This is a genomic window from Microbacterium sp. Leaf151, assembly GCF_001424225.1.
Taxonomy (GTDB): Bacteria; Actinomycetota; Actinomycetes; order Actinomycetales; family Microbacteriaceae; genus Microbacterium.
Genome location: NZ_LMOR01000001.1, coordinates 811,335 through 827,656 on the forward strand (window position 1 = coordinate 811,335; position 16,322 = coordinate 827,656).

The window sequence follows — 16,322 nt, forward strand, 5'->3', positions numbered from 1 at the left end:
AACGGCTTGCCGTCACGCTGGTATGCGGGCAGTGTGCGGGGATGCCCCCTCGCGTCGTCATCGCCCCCGACAAGTTCAAGGGCACATTGACGGCGCGCGAAGCGGCGGATGCCATGGCCCGGGCCGTCCGCGAGAGGTGGCCCGATGCGGTGGTCGTGGTGATCCCCATGGCCGATGGCGGCGACGGGACGCTCGACGCGCTCGGGGGAGCGAATCGCTGCGACACCGTGACCGGTCCGCTCGGTCGTCCGGTCGACGCCCGATGGCGCCTCGACGGCGGGCTCGCCGTGATCGAGTCGGCCGCGGCATCCGGTCTCGTGCTCGCCGGAGGAGCGGAGGGCAACGATCCGTGGGGCGCCACGAGCCGCGGCGTCGGCGAACTCGTCGCGCTCGCTGTCGACGCCGGAGCCGCGCGGATCGTGGTCGGCATGGGCGGCTCGGCCATGACCGACGGCGGCCGCGGCGCGATCGAGGCGTTGGGCGACGGCGTGCCGTTCGCGTCGGGGCGGGTCGTCGCGCTGACGGACACGATTGTGGCGTTCGAAGACGCGGCCCGGGTGTTCGCCCCGCAGAAAGGGGCCGATGCGGCGCTGGTCGACCGGCTCACCGCCCGACTCCACGCGGATGCCGCGGACTGGCTCGCGCGCTTCGGCGCGGACGTGCGAGGGGTTTCGCGCACCGGAGCGGCGGGGGGCCTGTCCGGGGCGTTGTTCGCAGCGGGGGCGGAGCTCGTGGACGGAGCAGCGCATGTCGCTGCCGTCCTGGGCCTTGACGCCGCCGTCGCCGCGGCCGATCTCGTGCTCACCGGGGAGGGGGCGTTCGACGTCACGAGTCGGGCGGGGAAGGGACCGGGGCATGTGCTCGCGCTCGCCGCATCCCACGGTGTGCCGGCGCTGGTCGCCGCGGGGGTCGTCTCCGACGAGGCGCGCGGCCCGGGCGTCATAGCGGTCGCCGACGTCGTCGGCATCCATCGCGCCCTCGGTCACCCGGCGGATGCTCTCCGGATCGCCACGGAGGCGGCTCTCGCCGACTTCCCGACCTGACGCCGACCGCACACCAGGATCCGAGCAGCACGACGGTCGGTGCCGGCGGCGAGACACCGCCGCGCGGCGACCCTCGCAGCACGGCGCGCCAACGGCCCGCGGTCGTGCACGGCGGATACGCGCTCTGGTGAGCGTCACGACGGGGGAGCAGAATGGCCCGCGTCGGAAGGACGGACATGACCGCTCAGTCCCGCACCACCTGCGTGATCGTCGGCGGGGGTCCCGCCGGTCTCGTCCTCGGTCTGCTGCTCGCGCGCGGTGGCATCCGGGTCACCGTCCTCGAGAAGCACCGCGACTTCCTGCGGGATTTCCGCGGAGACACGGTGCATCCCTCGACGCTGCGCCTTCTCGACGACCTGGGCCTGTTCGACCGGTTCGAGGCGCTGCCGCAGTCGAAGGTGCGGCAGTTCCGTCTGCCGCAGGCGGGCGGCGGCGAGGTGGCGGTGGCCGATCTGGGGCGCCTGCGCACCCCGCATCCGTACATCGCGATGGTGCCGCAGTGGGACCTCCTCGACCTGCTCGCCCAGTCCGCCGCGGCCGAGCCGTCGTTCACGCTGTTGCACGAGCACGAGGTGACCGGTGTGCTTCGGGGCGATGGGGCGGTGCGCGGGGTGACCTTCCGCGGGCCCGACGGCGACGGAGAACTGCGCGCCGACCTGACGGTCGCGTGCGACGGACGCTGGTCGGTCGTGCGACGTGCGCTCGAACTCCCCTCCACGCCGTTCGCCGTGCCCTTCGACGTGTGGTGGTTCCGCGTGACCACCGGCCGACGCCTCGCCGAAGCTCTCCTCCCCCGCATCCGCCGCGGCCGCATCGGAATCGCCATCCCCCGCAGGGGATACGTGCAGGTCGCGTGGATCGGCCGGAAGGGAACGGATGCCGCACTCCGGGCTCGGGGGATCGATGCGTTCCGGGCGGCGGTGGCCGAGTTGCTGCCCGACCTCGCCGACGACGTCGGCTCGATCGCCTCGCTCGACGACGTGAGGCACCTCGACGTGCGCGTCGACCGCCTGCGACGCTGGCACGCGAACGGCGTGCTCTGCATCGGCGATGCCGCCCACGCGATGTCGCCCGTCGGAGGGGTGGGCATCAACCTCGCGGTTCAGGATGCCGTGGCCGCGGCGCGCGTACTCGCGGGGCCCCTGTCGCGCGGAACGCTGTCGGGTCGCCGGCTCGGGTGGGTGCAACGGCGCCGAATGATGCCCACGATCGTGATCCAGACCCTGCAGCGCGTGATGCACGCCCGTGTGATCGCACCGGTCATCTCGGGCCGGAAGGCCGTCGTGGTGCCGCGGGCCGTCGGCATCCTGTTCCGCGTCGTCCCGGCGCTGAGCGTCGTCCCCGCGTACCTCATCGGGATCGGTCCGCGGCCCGAGCGTGCGCCGACGTGGGCGCGACGCTGAGCGAGGCTCATCGGGCCGGGTCGGATCGGATCCTCGGGATGCGCACGATCCTCGGAGATCCCCCGTCGAGGGATCCGAGAATCGCGCGCGTCAGGGGCGAGGCGGGCTCACACCCTCCCCACGGTGGTGATGTCTTCCAGGAACTCCGCCACCGCCTCCGGCGACACCGTCGCGCGAGTCCGCGCGATCGCAGCGGTGTAGTCGGACATGAACGGCCCCGCGGGGTCGGGCGCACCGGCATCCACCGCCGACTCCAGGGCCGACTGCGAGGCCTGCCGGGCCGCGAACTCGACGTCAGCGGGGGAGAAGCCCTCGCTCATCGCCACGAGGTCGGCGATGTCGATGTCGACCGCGCTCTCGGGCACGTAGCGCTGCCAGATCGCCGTCCGCGCCTGCTCGTCGGGCAGACCGATGGGGATGACGTAGTCGAACCGGCCGTGACGCAGGAACGCGGCATCCAGAGAGCGGATGAAGTTGGTCGCGCAGATGAGGATGCGGCCGGGCTGTTCCCGGAAGGCCGGGATGATCTTCAGCAGCTCGTTGGTGACGCCCTGCGTCGGCGACGGAGGCTCGCCCTGTCGATGCGAGGCGATCTCCTCCACCTCGTCGATGAAGACGACGGCGTGCTCGAGCTCGGCGATCGAGGCGAAGGTGGACCGCAAGGCCCCGGCCAAGCCCTCGGGCGCACCCGCGAGACGCGAGGGGAACACCTCGACGAACGACCATTCCAGACGTGACGCGATCGCCTTCGCGAACGTCGTCTTGCCGGTTCCGGGCGGGCCGAACAGCACGATGGCGCGTGGTGGCACCACCCCGAAGCGGTCCGCGAGCTCGGTGTGGGCCAGGGGCATGACGACGCGGCGCTCGAGCAGGTCTTTCTCGGCGGTCATCCCTCCCACGGCATCCCACAGGCCCCGCGGGAGCACACGGCCACCGAGCTCGGCGAGAAGTTTCAACTCCTCGCGCTGCACCGGGATGTGACGTTCGAAGTAGCGCAGATCGTGCTGGGGGGTGAAGCCCTGCGAGAGAAGAGCGTCGACGGGGGTGTCTCCCGTGGGAACGAGGGCCGAGAGCTTGCTGATGCCGTGCGGCGCCATGCGCACCTCGAGGGCACCGAGCAGGGCCGCGCCCAGCTCGCTCGCACGCAGGTGGTCGGCCGTGGCGAGGAACACCACCCAGCCCTGGGCGTGCGCGGCGCGGCCGACGGCCGCCCCCACCACCCGCTCGCCCGACACCGCGACGACGGCGACGTCTTTCGCGCAGGAGGCGAGGACCTCGGAGAGGCTGTACACCGGCTCGGTGCCATCGGCGGTGACCGCCTCCCAGAGGCGGAGGATGTCATCGACGTCGTCGTCGTGGTAGTCGCGGATACGCCAAGCGGCCATGTTCGTGTCCCTTCGATCGGTCGGTGCTCGACTCTCCGGGATCGGCCGTGACGGTCCGGGTGCCGAGCGCGCCGGCATCGATCGGGGTGCTCGTCGACAACGGACGCCGAGGCCGCGATGGCGGGGTGCGCGCATCGCGGACCTCTGCTCGGGATCACCGTAGCGTCCCCCCGCCGTCCCGGGCCAGTACGGCGACGCGGCGGCGTCGAGTGCCGACTCGACCGCGGCGGGTCAGGCGGTCTTCGCGATGCGCACCCGGATGTCCTTCATCAGCGGCTGGTCGCTCTGGCGGCTGTAGTCGTCGGGGCCGAGCAGCACGTTCATCTCGGGGAAGTAGCCGGCGGCACTGCCGCGCGGAGTGTCGTACTGCAGGGCGCGGAACGCAGTGACGCTGCGGACGGAGCCGTCGCGCGAGGTGGCGACGATGTCGACCAGATCGCCCTCGGCGATCCCGCGCTCCTTCATGTCGCCCCGGTTCATGAACACCAGCTCGCGGATGTTGCGCACACCCCGGTAGCGGTCGTCGGCCGAGTAGATCGTGGTGTTCCACTGGTCGTGCGAGCGCATGGTCTGCAGCACCAGCACGTCGGCCTCTTCGGGGATGACGTTCGGCAGCTCGGCATCCGAGAACTCCGCTCTGCCCGACGGCGTCTGGAAGTCGCGATCGCGGGCGGGCTGGGGGACGCGGAAGCCGTAGTGCTGGCGCACGAGCTCGTTGAAGCCCTCGAAACCGGGCAGGACCTTCGACATGGTGTCGCGGATGCGGTCGTAGTCGCCGACGTACCACTCCCACGGCGTCGCGGACTCGGGCATCGTCGCGCGGGCGAGGCGGGCGATGATCTCGGGTTCGCTGAGCAGGTGGGGCGATGCCGGGCGTCGCGAGCCGAGCGAGAGCATGACCGAACTCATCGCGTCCTCGGTCGAGATCGACTGCGGCCCCGCTTCTTGCACATCGCGTTCGGTGCGCCCCAGGCACGGGAGGATCAGCGCGTCTTTTCCGTGGGTGAGGTGGCTGCGGTTCAGCTTGGTGCTGACGTGCGCGGTGAGCTCGCAGCGGCCCATGCCCTCGGCGGTCAGCGTGGTGTCGGGAGCGGCGCGCACGAAGTTGCCGCCCATGCCGAGGAAGACCTTGAGGTCGCCGCGGTGCAGCGCCGCCACCGTGTGCACGGTATCGAGCCCGGGCTCGCGGGGAGAGGTGATGCCGCAGACCTCGTCGAGCTTCGCGAGCCACTTCTCGGTGGGCTTGTGGTTGATGCCGCACGTGCGGTTGCCCTGCACGTTGCTGTGGCCGCGGACGGGCGAGGGACCGGTGCCCTTGCGCCCCACGTTGCCGCGCAGCAACAGCAGATTGACGATCTCGCGCACGGTGTCGACACCGTGCTGGTGCTGGCTGACACCGAGGCACCAACTGATGACGCACCGCTCGGATGCGAGGTACACGGCGGCGGCTCCGCGGATCTCGGCCTCGGTCAGACCGGCCTGCTCGACCAGCTTCGGCCACGGGGTGGCCTCGACCAGGGTGCGGTACTCGTCGAGCCCCGTCGTGTACTCGTCGAGGAAGGCCCGGTCGAGGGCGGTCGGATCGGTGTCCGACGCCTCGAAGACGACCTTCGCCATGCCGCGCACGAGTGCGAGGTCGCCGCCCGGGCGCACCTGCAGGTTCATCGTGCTGGTCGGGGTGCTGTGGAACGTCGCCATGTCGAGGATCTCGTGCGGCACGATCGTGCGCGTGCCCGCGACCTCCCTCAGCGGATTGACGTGCACGACCTGCGCGCCGCGATCGATGGCCTCGGCGAGGCTGGTGAGCATGCGCGGGGCGTTCGAGGCCGCGTTCACGCCGAGCACGAACAGCGCGTCGCACGACTCCCAGTCCTCGAGGTCGGCGGTGCCCTTGCCCGTGGCGAGGGATGCCGTGAGCCCACGGCCCGAGCCCTCGTGGCACATGTTCGAGCAGTCGGGGAGGTTGTTCGTCCCGAGCTCGCGGGCGAACAGCTGGTACAGGAACGACGCCTCGTTGCTGAGGCGACCGGAGGTGTAGAACGCCGCCTGATCGGGCGAATCGAGCGCCGTCAGATGGCGCGCGATCATGTGGAAGGCGTCGTTCCACGAGATCGGCACGTAGTGGTCGGTCTCGGCGTCGTACGCCATCGGACCGACGAGGCGCCCGGCGTCCTCGAGCTCGAAGTCGCTCCACTGCGACAGCTCCGTCACCGAGTGCTCGGCGAAGAACTCCTTGCCGACCCGCTTGTGCGTCATCTCCCACGTGACGTGCTTGATGCCGTTCTCGCAGATGTCGAGGGTGACGCCCTTGTCGTCGGGCCACGCGCATCCGGGGCAGTCGAACCCGCTCTTCGGGTGGTTCATCGTGAACATCGCCTTGGTGCCGGCGACGGGTTGGCGCTGTTCGAGCAGCACCTTGCCGACCGTCATCGCGGCGCCCCACCCGGCGGCGGGGTGCTCGTAGGCGCCGGTGCTCGACCACTCGCCCGTGACCCGCGGGCCGAGGCCTCCCTGGCGCGGTTCCTCGGTCGTCAGCCCGAACGCTTCACCCATGTTCACCCTCCGTGGATCGTGCGCCGCATCGATGGCATCCCTCAGACCGCGCGCGCGTTGGTCAGCGTACGCTCGCGACATCTTTCGCCGCGGGGGTTGTGGAGGGCGCCTGGATGCGATCCGCCCGCGTGTACAGGTTCATGCTCGACCCGCGCACGAACGCCGCGAGGGTGAGACCCGCGCGTTCCGCGAGCTCGATCGCAAGGGACGAGGGGGCCGAGACGGCTGACAGCATCGGGATGCCGGCCATCACGGCCTTCTGCACGAGTTCGAAGCTCACGCGGCCCGAGACCTGCAGCACCGTTCCCCGCAGGGGGAGTCGGTCGTTCAGCAGCGCCCAGCCGACCACCTTGTCGACGGCGTTGTGCCGCCCCACGTCCTCGCGGGCGACGAGCAGCTCCCCGGTCGCCACGTCGAAGAGGGCCGCGCCGTGCAGTCCACCGGTCTTGTCGAACGTCTTCTGCTGCTCCCGTAGGCGGTCGGGGAAGGCCGCCACGTCGTGCGCCGACACCGTGACCGGGTCGGTCGACACGTCGTAGGTCGACACCTTCTCGACCGCCTCGATGGATGCCGTGCCGCACACCCCGCACGAGCTCGTCGTGTAGAAGGAGCGTGCGATGTCGGGCGAGGGAAGTGCGACACCCGGCGCCAGCGTGAGGTCGAGCACGTTGTAGGTGTTGCCGTCGGCGCCGCCGGTGCCGGGTCCCCCGCAGTGGATCGCGCGGGCGAATTGGTCGCCCCGGCTGAGGACGCCCTCGGACACGAGGAAGCCCGCGGCGAGCTCGACGTCGTGGCCCGGCGTGCGCATGGTCACGGCCAGGGGGGAGCCCGCGACGCGGATCTCGAGCGGTTCTTCGACCGCGATGGCATCCGGTCGCTGACGGTTCACACCGTCGAGGGTGATGCGCGTGACGCGACGAGACGTGGTGAGTCGTCCCATGTCAGTCGCGCCCGCAGGGAGGGAAGAGGGACATGGGGGAAGCGTACGCCGGGCCTCCGACACCGGGACGCGGCCGGAGGTGATCCGGCGACGGGAGGACAGCCCGGCCCTGCGGCATCCTCCGCTCCCGGGATCACCTCCGGTCGCGGGTGCGATATCGCATCCCTATTCGCCCGAATACAGATCTCGGAAGTTTTTTCAAGTCCGACGTGACGTTCACCTCACGCGGTACGTCTTAGTCATGTAGGTCGAAACACCTACCCCGGAGCATCCGGGTCACGAACTCTGAAAGGCATCGACATGGCTGAGAACACCACCCCCGCCGCCCAGAACGTCCCCCAGGCGGTGTCGCGTGTGAACCGCCCGCTGAACGGCCGCGGTCAGGACGCCCACGCCGAGGGCAAGACCACGATCGCCGAGGGCGTCGTCGCGAAGGTCGCCGGTATCGCGGCCCGCGAGGTCGCCGGTGTGTACGCGCTGGGTGGCGGTGGGGCCCGTGCCCTCGGTGCGATCCGCGACGCGATCAACGCCACCGACCTGACGCAGGGCGTCAAGGTCGAGGTCGGCGAGACCCAGGCCGCCGCCGACATCACCATCGTGGTGGAGTACGGCGCGCCCATCCAGGAAGTCGCCGACCAGGTGCGCGGCCGCGTCGCCGGAGCCATCAACCGTCTCGTGGGCCTCGAGGTCGTCGAGGTCAACGTCGACGTCAACGACGTCCACATCCCGGGCGACGACAACAACGACGACGACAGCAATGAAAAGCGCGTCCAGTGAGCGCCTCCACCAAGGGTGCCCTCGCCGGTCTGGTCCTGGCCCTCAGCGCCCTGATCTTCGGTTTCTGGGGATTCGTCCTCGTCGCCCTCTTCATGGCGATCGGCGTGGTCGTCGCCCGCATCACGGCGGGTGAGCTCGACTTCGGCAACATCGTCAATGCCTTCAAGGGTCGGAGCACATCGTGACCACCGTCACCGCTTCTCCCGGGGTCGGCAACCGCACGGTTGCCGGCCCCGGCCTCCCCGCCGGTCGCGTGCACATCGCGGACCGCGTGCTGCAGAAGACAGCCGAACGGGCTGCTGCCGATGTGATCGGTGTGGATGCCAAGAACGTCCACGTCGAGATCGTCTCGGCCCGCGACACCGCTGCGGTGCGCGTGACTTCGCCGTTCCCGGTTCCGCGCCTCGACGACACNGGTTGCCGGGCCCGGGCTGCCCCCGGGCCGGGTCGAGGTCGCCGACCGCGTCCTCGAGAAGACCGCGCAGCGGGTGGCGGCGGAGGGGATCGGGGTGGATGCCAAGAACGTCCACGTCGAGATCGTCTCGGCCCGCGACACCGCTGCGGTGCGCGTGACTTCGCCGTTCCCGGTTCCGCGCCTCGACGACACCGAGGCCGTGCGCCGCGCGACTCCCGTCCTCGAAGCCGCTCGTACGGCCCAGAGCGAGCTGCGTTCGCGCCTGACCCGGCTGTTCGGCCGTGAGATCTCGCGTGTGGACCTGACCATCTCGGGCGCTACCGCCCCCCAGCGAAAGCGAGTGCTGTGATGACTGACACCGTGCTGCGCACCGTCGTGCGCCGCGAGACCCACTCGCCCCGCACTGTGGCCATGCCGGCATTCTTGACGTCGTCCTGGGTGAGACGGTCGGCGAGGATCGACGCGCCCCGCAGGNCCATCTCGGGCGCTACCGCCCCCCAGCGAAAGCGAGTGCTGTGATGACTGACACCGTGCTGCGCACCGTCGTGCGCCGCGAGACCCACTCGCCCCGCACTGTGGCCATGCTCGTGGTGGTCGTGCTGCTGCTGCTCGTCCTGGCGTACGCTGCGGTCGAGATCATCCTGAACCTCGTCGGCGCGCAGCCGCTGCTGGTTGCCCCCGGCGAGGCTTTGAACGCCGTCGTCGCCGCTCCCACGGCGCTGATGCCGGTGGCGTTCATCGTCGGCGGTGTCGTGCTGGCCGTCCTGGGTTTGATCGTGCTCGTCCTGGCCCTCAAGCCCGGCCGCCTCTCGCGTCACGAGATGGAGTGGGGTGAGCGTGCCGTCGTCGTCGACAACGGCGTCGTGGCCTCCGCCATCGCCCAGCACCTCAGCAACGAGTCCGGCATCGCCCGTGACGACATCGTGGTGGGCGTCGCCCACCGCTCGGTCGATGTGACCGTGCGCCCGCCGGTCGGCATCCCGGTCGATGAGGCGCAGCTGCGCCGCATCGTCGACGAAGAAGTTTCGGCTTACAAGCTGACGCCCGCCGTGCGTTCCCACGTGCGCGTGGAGCGTCCCGACACCAAGGAGTCCTGATGAATGCGACGCGTCGCGGTCTGAACCGCTTCGTCCTCTTCCTCGTCGCCGTGGTGCTGCTGGCCGCGGGCGCCCTCGCCCTCGCCGTGGGTCTGGTGCCCGGCGGGACCGACACCTGGACCACCGTCATGGGCGGTTTCCAGGGCTGGGTCGAATCCCTCGGACGTGACTCCGCCGGGTGGGGTGCCGTCGCCGCGTTCGTGGTGCTGGCGATCATCCTCATCGTCATCGCGTCCTCCGCCGTCCGCGGTCGCCGTCACGCGGCCCTGCAGTCCACCGGCAGCGCCAGCGCCGAGGGCCGCATCACGGTCTCCGACGGTTTCGCCTCGGAGGCGCTGAAGAACGCCCTCGCCGAGCGCGACGAGATCCTCTCCTCCCGCGTCACCGCGGGGGAGATTAACCGGGAGTCGGTGCTGCACGTCGCGGTCACCCCGCGCCAGAACACCTCGCCCCGCCAGGTCGCCGAGCACGTCGACACCCTCGTCACCAACCTGGCGTCGCTCACCGGACAGAACCTCCGCGCCTACATCTCCATCCACACGGGTCTGCGCGCCAAACTCGCGCGCGACAACACCCGCGTGCAATGACACCCCACGAGGAGACGTCATGACCACCATCGACTCGACCATCGATCCGCCTGATCTCGATGCCGCCGCGGACCTCGCGGCGAACGCCGCCGCCGCGGTGCCGGGCGTGCACGCGCTGGGGAGCCTCCTCGGCCGTGCCTCCGACGCCGTTCGCGAGCGGGTGGGCCTGGCCAGCACCGCCCCCGGCGTGAAGATCGACACTGACCGCGCAGACTCGGTCACCGCGACCGTCTCGCTCGTCGTCGACTACCCGCACAAGCTGCACGAGGTCTCCGACGCCGTGCGCGCCGCGGTCCGCAGCGCGCTCGAGCCTTTGGGACGCGGGACGATCGACGTCAACGTCGTCGTGACCGGCGTCTTCGGGCCGTTCGACCGCGACGTCGTCGACGAGGCGGAAGAACGGGCGGACGCCGTGGCGGCTCGCGCTCGTGACGCCGCGGGAGCCGCGAAGGAGAAGGCGGATGCCGCAGTGGCTCGCGCTTCGGTGGCGGTCGACGACATGAAGGCGAAGTCGAAAGACGTCGCGGCCGGCGCCTCGGCTGCGGTCGACGACGCGGTGGCGAGGTCGAAGGATCTCGCGGCCAGCGCGTCCGAGACCGTCGACGTCGCGATGTCCAAGACGAAGGACGTCGCCGCGGGTGCGGCGGCCGCCGTCGACGAGACGGTCAAGGCGGCCCGCGAACGCGTCGCCACCGCGGACTCCCGGGCGGACATCGACGCGGCGGACCGCGTGACGGAGGGCCTCGAGCCCGCACGACCCGAGCCGGACGCGCTCGTGGACGACCGCGGCGACGTGCGCGACGTGGTGGCCGAGGCTCTCGAAGACGCCGCGGTCGACATCGCGATCGCCGCCGACGAGGTGCGCACCGACGAGAAGACGCCGGCGGTCGACAGCGTGCAGTCGGTCGTGGAGGACGACCGTTTCCGCCCCTGATACCTGATCTGCGACACACGAAAGGGCGCCTCCGCTGCTTCGGCGGGGGCGCCCTTCGTCGCGTCCAGCCCCGATGTGCGGTGCGCCCGCGTCGAAAGTGCGCTGCGCGCCGGGTCGGCGGCACGCCCGCCCGGCTCAGTTGTAGGCGAGGCCGCGGCCGCTCGGTGCGGCGGCGTTGCCCGGGCGATAGGTGAGGACGACCACACTCGAATCGCGCCACGTGCGCACGTTCAGAAGCTCGAAGTCCATCGACGGAATGCCCTCGAAAGCCCGCTCATCGCCGACGACCACCTTCGGTCCGACGAGAAGGTGGAGCTCATCGACGAGCCCGTGGGCGAGCAGGTCGGTCCAGAGCGTCCGGCTGCCGAAGATCAGGATGTCGTCCGACTCGCTCTCGCGGAGACGCCGGAGGTGGTCGTGGGCATCCGCACGACCAACGATCTCCGTGCGCTCCGCCCACACGGCGACGTCGTCGTCGGTGAGGTGGTCGGATATGACGGTGAGCATCAGGTCGGTCGCGTAGCGGGACGCGATGTAGCGATCCTCGGGAATCGCATCGGGATCATCGACGCGCTCGGGCCAGTACTGCATCATCCCGAGATACGACGTGGCGCCGAACAGCAGCCTGCCGGCTGAGCGGACGCGATCGGCATTGTGCTCGGCGAAGGCGAGGTCCATCGGCATCTGCGACACGTCGCCGCCCGCGCCCTCGGTGTATCCGTCCAGACTCACCATGCTGCTCACCACGATCTTGGCCATGCGCCCATCCTGCCGAGCCGCGCGCTCGCGCACAGCCCCCCTCCCGGGCGGCGCCGCGCCGTCCTCGGTGCGCGGGTGGTCCTCCCGCCGGCGATGCGGGCGTCCTGAGCGTCGAAAGGACTCGTTCCTCGCGAGATCGCATCGGATTCCCGCGAAAATCGCGTGATCTCGCGAAGTTCGCGTGATCTCGGGGCCTCCCGGCCGACGCACTCGGCATCCGGGGTCAGAGTGCGCGCAGGTAGCGCCGTGTCATCCACGCCTGCACCAGGCGGCCGACCGGCGCGCCGACGCGGGTGAACCAGCGACCCGGCGCAGAGAAAGCGGCGATCGCGAAGACGACCTCGCCCGAGGGATGCAGCGTCAGCGTGAAGCGCTCCTCACCCCGCTCGGGATGTCCGCGCAGCGTGCCGTAGGCGAAACCGACCGAGGTGTCGGTGCGCTCGGCCCACACGACCAGGCACGGGATGCGGAAACTCAGGATGCCGAGCCCCAGCCGCATCGTCACGCGGGTGCCCTCGCGCATCGGCGTCTCGGACAGCTCGACCCGCGCGCCCGCCCGGCGCTGCGCCTCGCCCGCGAGCAGCGCGTCGGCCGCACGGACGAAGTCGGCGGGTCCGTGCCCGATGACGCGTTGCGCCCGCACGTGGTGAAAGCCCGGCGGCATCTCGCCGGCGGTCGCGCCGACCTCGTCGTAGGTCAGGCCGTCCATGTCGTCCACGCTAGCCGCGGCGGCCCGCGCGGACCCCGGGTTGCAGTGCCCGTCTGAGCGGTGGTGGTGCGGAGCGGAGGGGATGCGGGGAGGGGAGGACGCGGGATCGCTCTCGTGTCCTCCCCTCCCCACATCTCCTCCCCTCATCTCCCGCGCACCGCCGTCCGGCAGGCCCGCGGCAATGGGGTTCCGCCCCTCGCGAGGGCAGCGACGTGGTCCCGCACCGCTTCGACCTCTGAACGCGCGCCTACGCTGAGCACATGCCCCTCTCTCCTTCCCGGGCGGACGCGTGATCGGCGTCGCCGACCATCTCGCCGCGGTGCTCTCGGCGGTCGAGCCGCTCGCCCCGGAACCGCGTGACATCGCGGCGGCGCGCGGACGCGTGCTTCGCCGGCCCGTGCGCGCCGCCGTCGACGTGCCCGGCTTCGACGCATCGGCCATGGACGGCTTCGCGGTGCGCGACCTCGCGATGCCCGGCGTCCTCCGCGTGGTCGCCGACCTGCCCGCGGGCACCGATCTCGACCCGGCGCTGCGTGCCGGCGACGCCGCGCGCATCATGACCGGTGCGCCCGTGCCGACCGACGCGACGGCGGTCGTGCCCTTCGAAGACACGCTGCACGGCCTCGACGGGGGCCTCGAACCGGTGACCATCGTGACGGCGCCGCGCGCGCCCGGGGTCCACATCCGCCGCCGCGGTTCCGACGTGCGGGCCGGTCGACTCGTCGCCGACGCGGGCGTGCGGCTGAACGCCGCCTGGATTGGTGCGATCGCGGCATCCGGTGTCGGCGCCGTCACGGTCTCGCGCGCGCCGAGGGTCGCCGTCGTGTCGACCGGATCCGAGCTCGTCGCCCCCGGTGCTCCCCTCACCCGTGGACAGATCCCCGAGTCGAACAGCGTCCTTCTCGCCGGACTCGCCGAGGAGGCCGGCGCGAACGTGGTGCTCCGCACGAGCGTGGGCGACGAGGGCGACGGACCGCGCCGCGCGATCGCCGCTGCCGAAGCCGCCGGAGCCGACGTCGTGGTGTTCTCGGGCGGGGTGAGCGCGGGCGCGTACGAGGTCGTGAAGAACACGCTCGGCGATCTCATGCGCTTCGACCGTGTGCGCATGCAGCCCGGGAAGCCGCAGGGCTTCGGGCGAACCGACGCGGGCACTCTGCTGTTCGGCCTGCCGGGCAATCCGGTCAGTGCCGCGGTGTCGTTCGAGCTGTTCGTGCGACCGGCCCTGCGCGCTCTCGAGGGCGACGCCGAGCTCGGCCGCGCCCACGTGCGCGTCGGGCTGACCGAGGGGTGGCGTGCTCGCCCCGAGCGCGTGCAATACGTGCCGGTCACGCTCGATCGTCGCGATCCGGCGCGCTGGCGCGCCACGCCCACGCCGCGGGGAACCCGGGGGTTCGGCGCGGCCGACGCTCTCGCCGTCATCCCGCCGAGCGACGTGGCGCTCGCCGCCGGCGACAGCGTGACGGTCGCGCTGTGGTGAGTGTCGACGCGATCGTGCTCGCGGGCGGCCGCGGTTCGCGCGTGGGCGGCGCGATCAAGCCCCTCTTCGACGTGGACGGCTCGACGCTGCTCGGTGCGGCCGTCGACGCCTTGCGCGCGCGAGGTGCGGGGCGCGTCGTCGTCGCGGCGCCCGTGCTCGACGAGGGTCTCGACGCGACCTGGGTGCGCGAGGATCCGCCCTTCGGAGGCCCGGTCGCGGGGATCGTCGCCGCCCTCCCCGCAGTGGATGCCGAGGAGGTCTTCGTCGTCGCGAGCGATCTGGCGACCGCGGGGCCGGCGGTGGCTCTCCTGCCCGACGGGCTGCCGGTGGGGGTCGACGGCGCGTGCCTCGACGATGGGCGGCGCCAGTGGCTGATCGGCCGGTATCGCACCGCGGCGCTGCGGGCTGCGGCATCCGCGCTGTCCGACGCGGGGCGCGATGCGTCGATGCGGGCGCTGCTGGGCGGGCTGAACGTGATGACGGTCCCCGCCGATCCAGACCTCACGCGCGACGTCGACACGTGGGACGATCTCTCGAAGGCCCGAGGAGGAGTCATGACGGAATCACGCACCCTGCCGCCCGAGGCGCTCAACGACTGGAGCGCGGCGCTCGCTGAGCGTTTCAATCTGGCCGAGGGCGACATCCCCATCTCGCTGATCCTCGACCTCGCGCGCGACGTGGCGAACGGCGTCGCGCGCCCCGCCGCGCCTCTGAGCGCATTCGTCGCCGGGCTCGTCGCCGGTCGCGCCGGGGGGACGCCCGCCGAGACCGGGGCCGCGGTCGCGGCGGTGGTCGAGATGGCGAAGGGGTGGGAGAACCGCTGACGCTCGTCGAGGTCGGCTGGGCCGGCTCCGCGACGACGTCGACGGCCCGCCCGCCCGATGCGGCCGAGAGGCGGGGTGCACCCGGCCTGCCGGGCGACCGCGAGGTGCGGGGCGTCCGTCGTCTGAAGGCCTCGGGACCGCGCGCGGAGCAGTAAGGCGTCGACGGAGGCGTCAGGCTCCGGCAGCAGCTCGAAGGAGTCGAAAGCGCTCCATGAAGCTGGCTAGCTGGGTGCTACCGCCCGACGTATTCACCTCGCGGCCGCAGCCGCATCGCCTGTTCGCCGTACTCCGCGTCGATGTGCGCGATCCAGCCCGCGATGCGCCCAACGACGAAGATCGTGCTGGCCGCGTCATCGGGCAGCCGGGCGCCCGACACCAGGGCGGCCAGAGCGAGATCGACGTTGGGCTGCAGACCTGTTCGGGCGGCGACGGTTTCCTTGAGCCGGCGCACGGCATCCATCGTCGCTTCTCCGTCCGGGAGCGCCGGAAGCAGGGGGAACAGGGCGTCGGCGCGGTCGTCGACGCCGGCGTAGAGAGGGTGACCGAAGCCCGGGATGCCGTTGCCGTCCTGCAGCACCTCGGCCAGCGCCCGTTCCGGCTCGAGTCCTCGGCGAACGCGTGTGAGCAGGCGGGCCGTCCGCGTCGCCGCGGAGATGTGCAGCGGAGAATCGGCTGCGCCGAGAGCTGCGCTCACGGCGGCGTATCCGTCGGCCCGCGCCGACGCGGCCACCCGTGCGGCGAAGGTCGACACGGCGAGGTCGTGGTCGATGAGCAGCACGAGGGCGGCGTTGACAGCGGCGTCGACGGAGGCCGGTGCACGCCAGGCGCTCGCGAGTGAGCGGGCGATGTCGGCGTGCGGATCGCCGCCGAGGGCGATGGGCAGGCCCGTGAGCAGCGTCCAGCCGATGCGGTGCAGTGTCGCCGCGGACGTGTCATGCCGCAGCGGATCGTCGGCGGCGAAGCCGGTCAGGGCGGCGCGGAGGCGATCCATGGCGCCGGCGTGCGGCGGAAGGGCCGCCACCATCTCGCGCGCGCTGCCGATGGCGGGGTCGGGGCGTCGAGTCGCTGGGCATCCCACAGCCACGCGACGACGTCGGAGAACGGCCGGTCGATGAGGTCGCGGGCCCGGCGGCCGCGGAACAGGAGCTCGCCGTCTTCGATGTCGGCGATGTCGGTCTGCACGACGCCGAGCGGCGAACCGGTGGTGGGATGCGCCGACGACCGCACCGGGGCACGACGACGCCCCGCCGCGAACGTCTCGACGTCGAGCGCATCGAACGTCGAGCCGCGGGCGTCGCGCTCTCGGTGCAGGAGTCCGCGCGAGACGTAGGCGTAGAGCGTCTCGGGCTTGACCCCGAGCCGGGCGGCGGCTTGGGCGGCCGTGAGGCGGGGGAGACGAGATGCCATCTTGATCCGATC

The 16,322-nt window shown here is 71.6% G+C and carries 16 protein-coding genes; 9 read left to right on the forward strand and 7 right to left on the reverse strand.

The features are described from left to right. Positions 1–41: 41 nt before the first annotated feature. Positions 42–1,043: a glycerate kinase family protein gene (locus ASF76_RS03635; protein ID WP_055953002.1), complete on the forward strand. Its 1,002-nt coding sequence runs from the start codon at positions 42–44 to the stop codon at positions 1,041–1,043. Between the two features lie 176 nt (positions 1,044–1,219). Next, on the forward strand, positions 1,220–2,446 hold the full coding sequence (locus tag ASF76_RS03640; RefSeq protein ID WP_055953005.1) for an FAD-dependent oxidoreductase: 1,227 nt from the start codon (positions 1,220–1,222) through the stop codon (positions 2,444–2,446). A gap of 107 nt (positions 2,447–2,553) precedes the next feature. On the opposite strand, the gene ASF76_RS03645 is transcribed toward ASF76_RS03640, so the two are convergent. The 3 genes from ASF76_RS03645 to fdhD all read right to left on the reverse strand — a co-directional run bounded on the left by ASF76_RS03645 (position 2,554) and on the right by fdhD (position 7,324). Then, positions 2,554–3,831, reverse strand: a complete 1,278-nt coding sequence (locus ASF76_RS03645; protein ID WP_055953007.1) for an ATP-binding protein — start codon at positions 3,829–3,831, stop codon at positions 2,554–2,556. A gap of 231 nt (positions 3,832–4,062) precedes the next feature. Next, complete coding sequence (locus ASF76_RS03650; RefSeq protein ID WP_055953010.1) at positions 4,063–6,384, reverse strand: FdhF/YdeP family oxidoreductase; 2,322 nt, start codon at positions 6,382–6,384, stop codon at positions 4,063–4,065. A 61-nt stretch (positions 6,385–6,445) separates the two neighbouring features. Beyond that, the gene (fdhD, locus tag ASF76_RS03655; protein WP_055953014.1) at positions 6,446–7,324 is read right to left on the reverse strand and encodes a formate dehydrogenase accessory sulfurtransferase FdhD; all 879 of its coding nucleotides are present in this window, start codon (positions 7,322–7,324) and stop codon (positions 6,446–6,448) included. A 300-nt stretch (positions 7,325–7,624) separates the two neighbouring features. On the opposite strand from fdhD, the gene ASF76_RS03660 reads away from it, so the two are divergent. The 5 genes from ASF76_RS03660 to ASF76_RS03685 all read left to right on the forward strand — a co-directional run bounded on the left by ASF76_RS03660 (position 7,625) and on the right by ASF76_RS03685 (position 11,134). After that, entirely contained in the window at positions 7,625–8,101 is a 477-nt protein-coding gene (locus ASF76_RS03660; RefSeq protein ID WP_055953016.1) for an Asp23/Gls24 family envelope stress response protein, read from the forward strand. Further along, entirely contained in the window at positions 8,098–8,286 is a 189-nt protein-coding gene (locus ASF76_RS03665; protein ID WP_055953019.1) for a DUF2273 domain-containing protein, read from the forward strand. The genes ASF76_RS03660 and ASF76_RS03665 overlap by 4 nt, the downstream gene beginning before the upstream one ends. A gap of 748 nt (positions 8,287–9,034) precedes the next feature. Beyond that, on the forward strand, positions 9,035–9,613 hold the full coding sequence (locus ASF76_RS03675) for a DUF6286 domain-containing protein (RefSeq protein ID WP_055953022.1): 579 nt from the start codon (positions 9,035–9,037) through the stop codon (positions 9,611–9,613). Next, positions 9,613–10,200, forward strand: a complete 588-nt coding sequence (locus ASF76_RS03680) for a hypothetical protein (protein WP_055953025.1) — start codon at positions 9,613–9,615, stop codon at positions 10,198–10,200. Before ASF76_RS03675 ends, ASF76_RS03680 begins: the two co-directional genes overlap by 1 nt. Positions 10,201–10,219: 19 nt before the next feature. Further along, on the forward strand, positions 10,220–11,134 hold the full coding sequence (locus tag ASF76_RS03685) for an Asp23/Gls24 family envelope stress response protein (protein WP_055953028.1): 915 nt from the start codon (positions 10,220–10,222) through the stop codon (positions 11,132–11,134). Between the two features lie 135 nt (positions 11,135–11,269). Here the strand turns inward: ASF76_RS03685 and ASF76_RS03690 are convergent, their stop codons facing one another. Beyond that, positions 11,270–11,893 carry a dihydrofolate reductase family protein gene (locus ASF76_RS03690; protein ID WP_055953031.1) on the reverse strand — a complete coding sequence of 208 codons (624 nt, stop codon included), beginning with the start codon at positions 11,891–11,893 and terminating at the stop codon, positions 11,270–11,272. 223 nt (positions 11,894–12,116) lie between these two features. Beyond that, on the reverse strand, positions 12,117–12,602 hold the full coding sequence (locus tag ASF76_RS03695) for a DUF1990 family protein (protein WP_055953034.1): 486 nt from the start codon (positions 12,600–12,602) through the stop codon (positions 12,117–12,119). A gap of 289 nt (positions 12,603–12,891) precedes the next feature. Here ASF76_RS03695 and ASF76_RS03700 point away from each other — a divergent pair, with 289 nt between their 5' ends. Next, positions 12,892–14,079 (forward strand): molybdopterin molybdotransferase MoeA, encoded by a 1,188-nt coding sequence (locus ASF76_RS03700; protein ID WP_055953038.1) that lies wholly within the window; start codon positions 12,892–12,894, stop codon positions 14,077–14,079. Then, the gene (locus ASF76_RS03705; protein WP_082484823.1) at positions 14,073–14,903 is read left to right on the forward strand and encodes a DUF6457 domain-containing protein; all 831 of its coding nucleotides are present in this window, start codon (positions 14,073–14,075) and stop codon (positions 14,901–14,903) included. The genes ASF76_RS03700 and ASF76_RS03705 overlap by 7 nt, the downstream gene beginning before the upstream one ends. 232 nt (positions 14,904–15,135) lie before the next feature. Here the strand turns inward: ASF76_RS03705 and ASF76_RS03710 are convergent, their stop codons facing one another. Continuing rightward, positions 15,136–15,894, reverse strand: a complete 759-nt coding sequence (locus tag ASF76_RS03710; RefSeq protein ID WP_162240800.1) for a citrate/2-methylcitrate synthase — start codon at positions 15,892–15,894, stop codon at positions 15,136–15,138. Beyond that, positions 15,870–16,310, reverse strand: a complete 441-nt coding sequence (locus ASF76_RS03715) for a helix-turn-helix domain-containing protein (RefSeq protein ID WP_055953044.1) — start codon at positions 16,308–16,310, stop codon at positions 15,870–15,872. Before ASF76_RS03715 ends, ASF76_RS03710 begins: the two co-directional genes overlap by 25 nt. Positions 16,311–16,322 lie beyond the last annotated feature (12 nt).

Coding starts and splice junctions, on each gene's coding strand:
- ASF76_RS03635 (WP_055953002.1), top strand. CDS start 42: ATGCCCCCTCGCGTCGTCATCGCCCCCGACAAGTTCAAGGGCACATTG.
- ASF76_RS03640 (WP_055953005.1), top strand. CDS start 1,220: ATGACCGCTCAGTCCCGCACCACCTGCGTGATCGTCGGCGGGGGTCCC.
- ASF76_RS03645 (WP_055953007.1), bottom strand. CDS start 3,831: ATGGCCGCTTGGCGTATCCGCGACTACCACGACGACGACGTCGATGAC.
- ASF76_RS03650 (WP_055953010.1), bottom strand. CDS start 6,384: ATGGGTGAAGCGTTCGGGCTGACGACCGAGGAACCGCGCCAGGGAGGC.
- fdhD (WP_055953014.1), bottom strand. CDS start 7,324: ATGGGACGACTCACCACGTCTCGTCGCGTCACGCGCATCACCCTCGAC.
- ASF76_RS03660 (WP_055953016.1), top strand. CDS start 7,625: ATGGCTGAGAACACCACCCCCGCCGCCCAGAACGTCCCCCAGGCGGTG.
- ASF76_RS03675 (WP_055953022.1), top strand. CDS start 9,035: ATGACTGACACCGTGCTGCGCACCGTCGTGCGCCGCGAGACCCACTCG.
- ASF76_RS03680 (WP_055953025.1), top strand. CDS start 9,613: ATGAATGCGACGCGTCGCGGTCTGAACCGCTTCGTCCTCTTCCTCGTC.
- ASF76_RS03685 (WP_055953028.1), top strand. CDS start 10,220: ATGACCACCATCGACTCGACCATCGATCCGCCTGATCTCGATGCCGCC.
- ASF76_RS03690 (WP_055953031.1), bottom strand. CDS start 11,893: ATGGCCAAGATCGTGGTGAGCAGCATGGTGAGTCTGGACGGATACACC.
- ASF76_RS03695 (WP_055953034.1), bottom strand. CDS start 12,602: ATGGACGGCCTGACCTACGACGAGGTCGGCGCGACCGCCGGCGAGATG.
- ASF76_RS03710 (WP_162240800.1), bottom strand. CDS start 15,894: ATGGATCGCCTCCGCGCCGCCCTGACCGGCTTCGCCGCCGACGATCCG.
- ASF76_RS03715 (WP_055953044.1), bottom strand. CDS start 16,310: ATGGCATCTCGTCTCCCCCGCCTCACGGCCGCCCAAGCCGCCGCCCGG.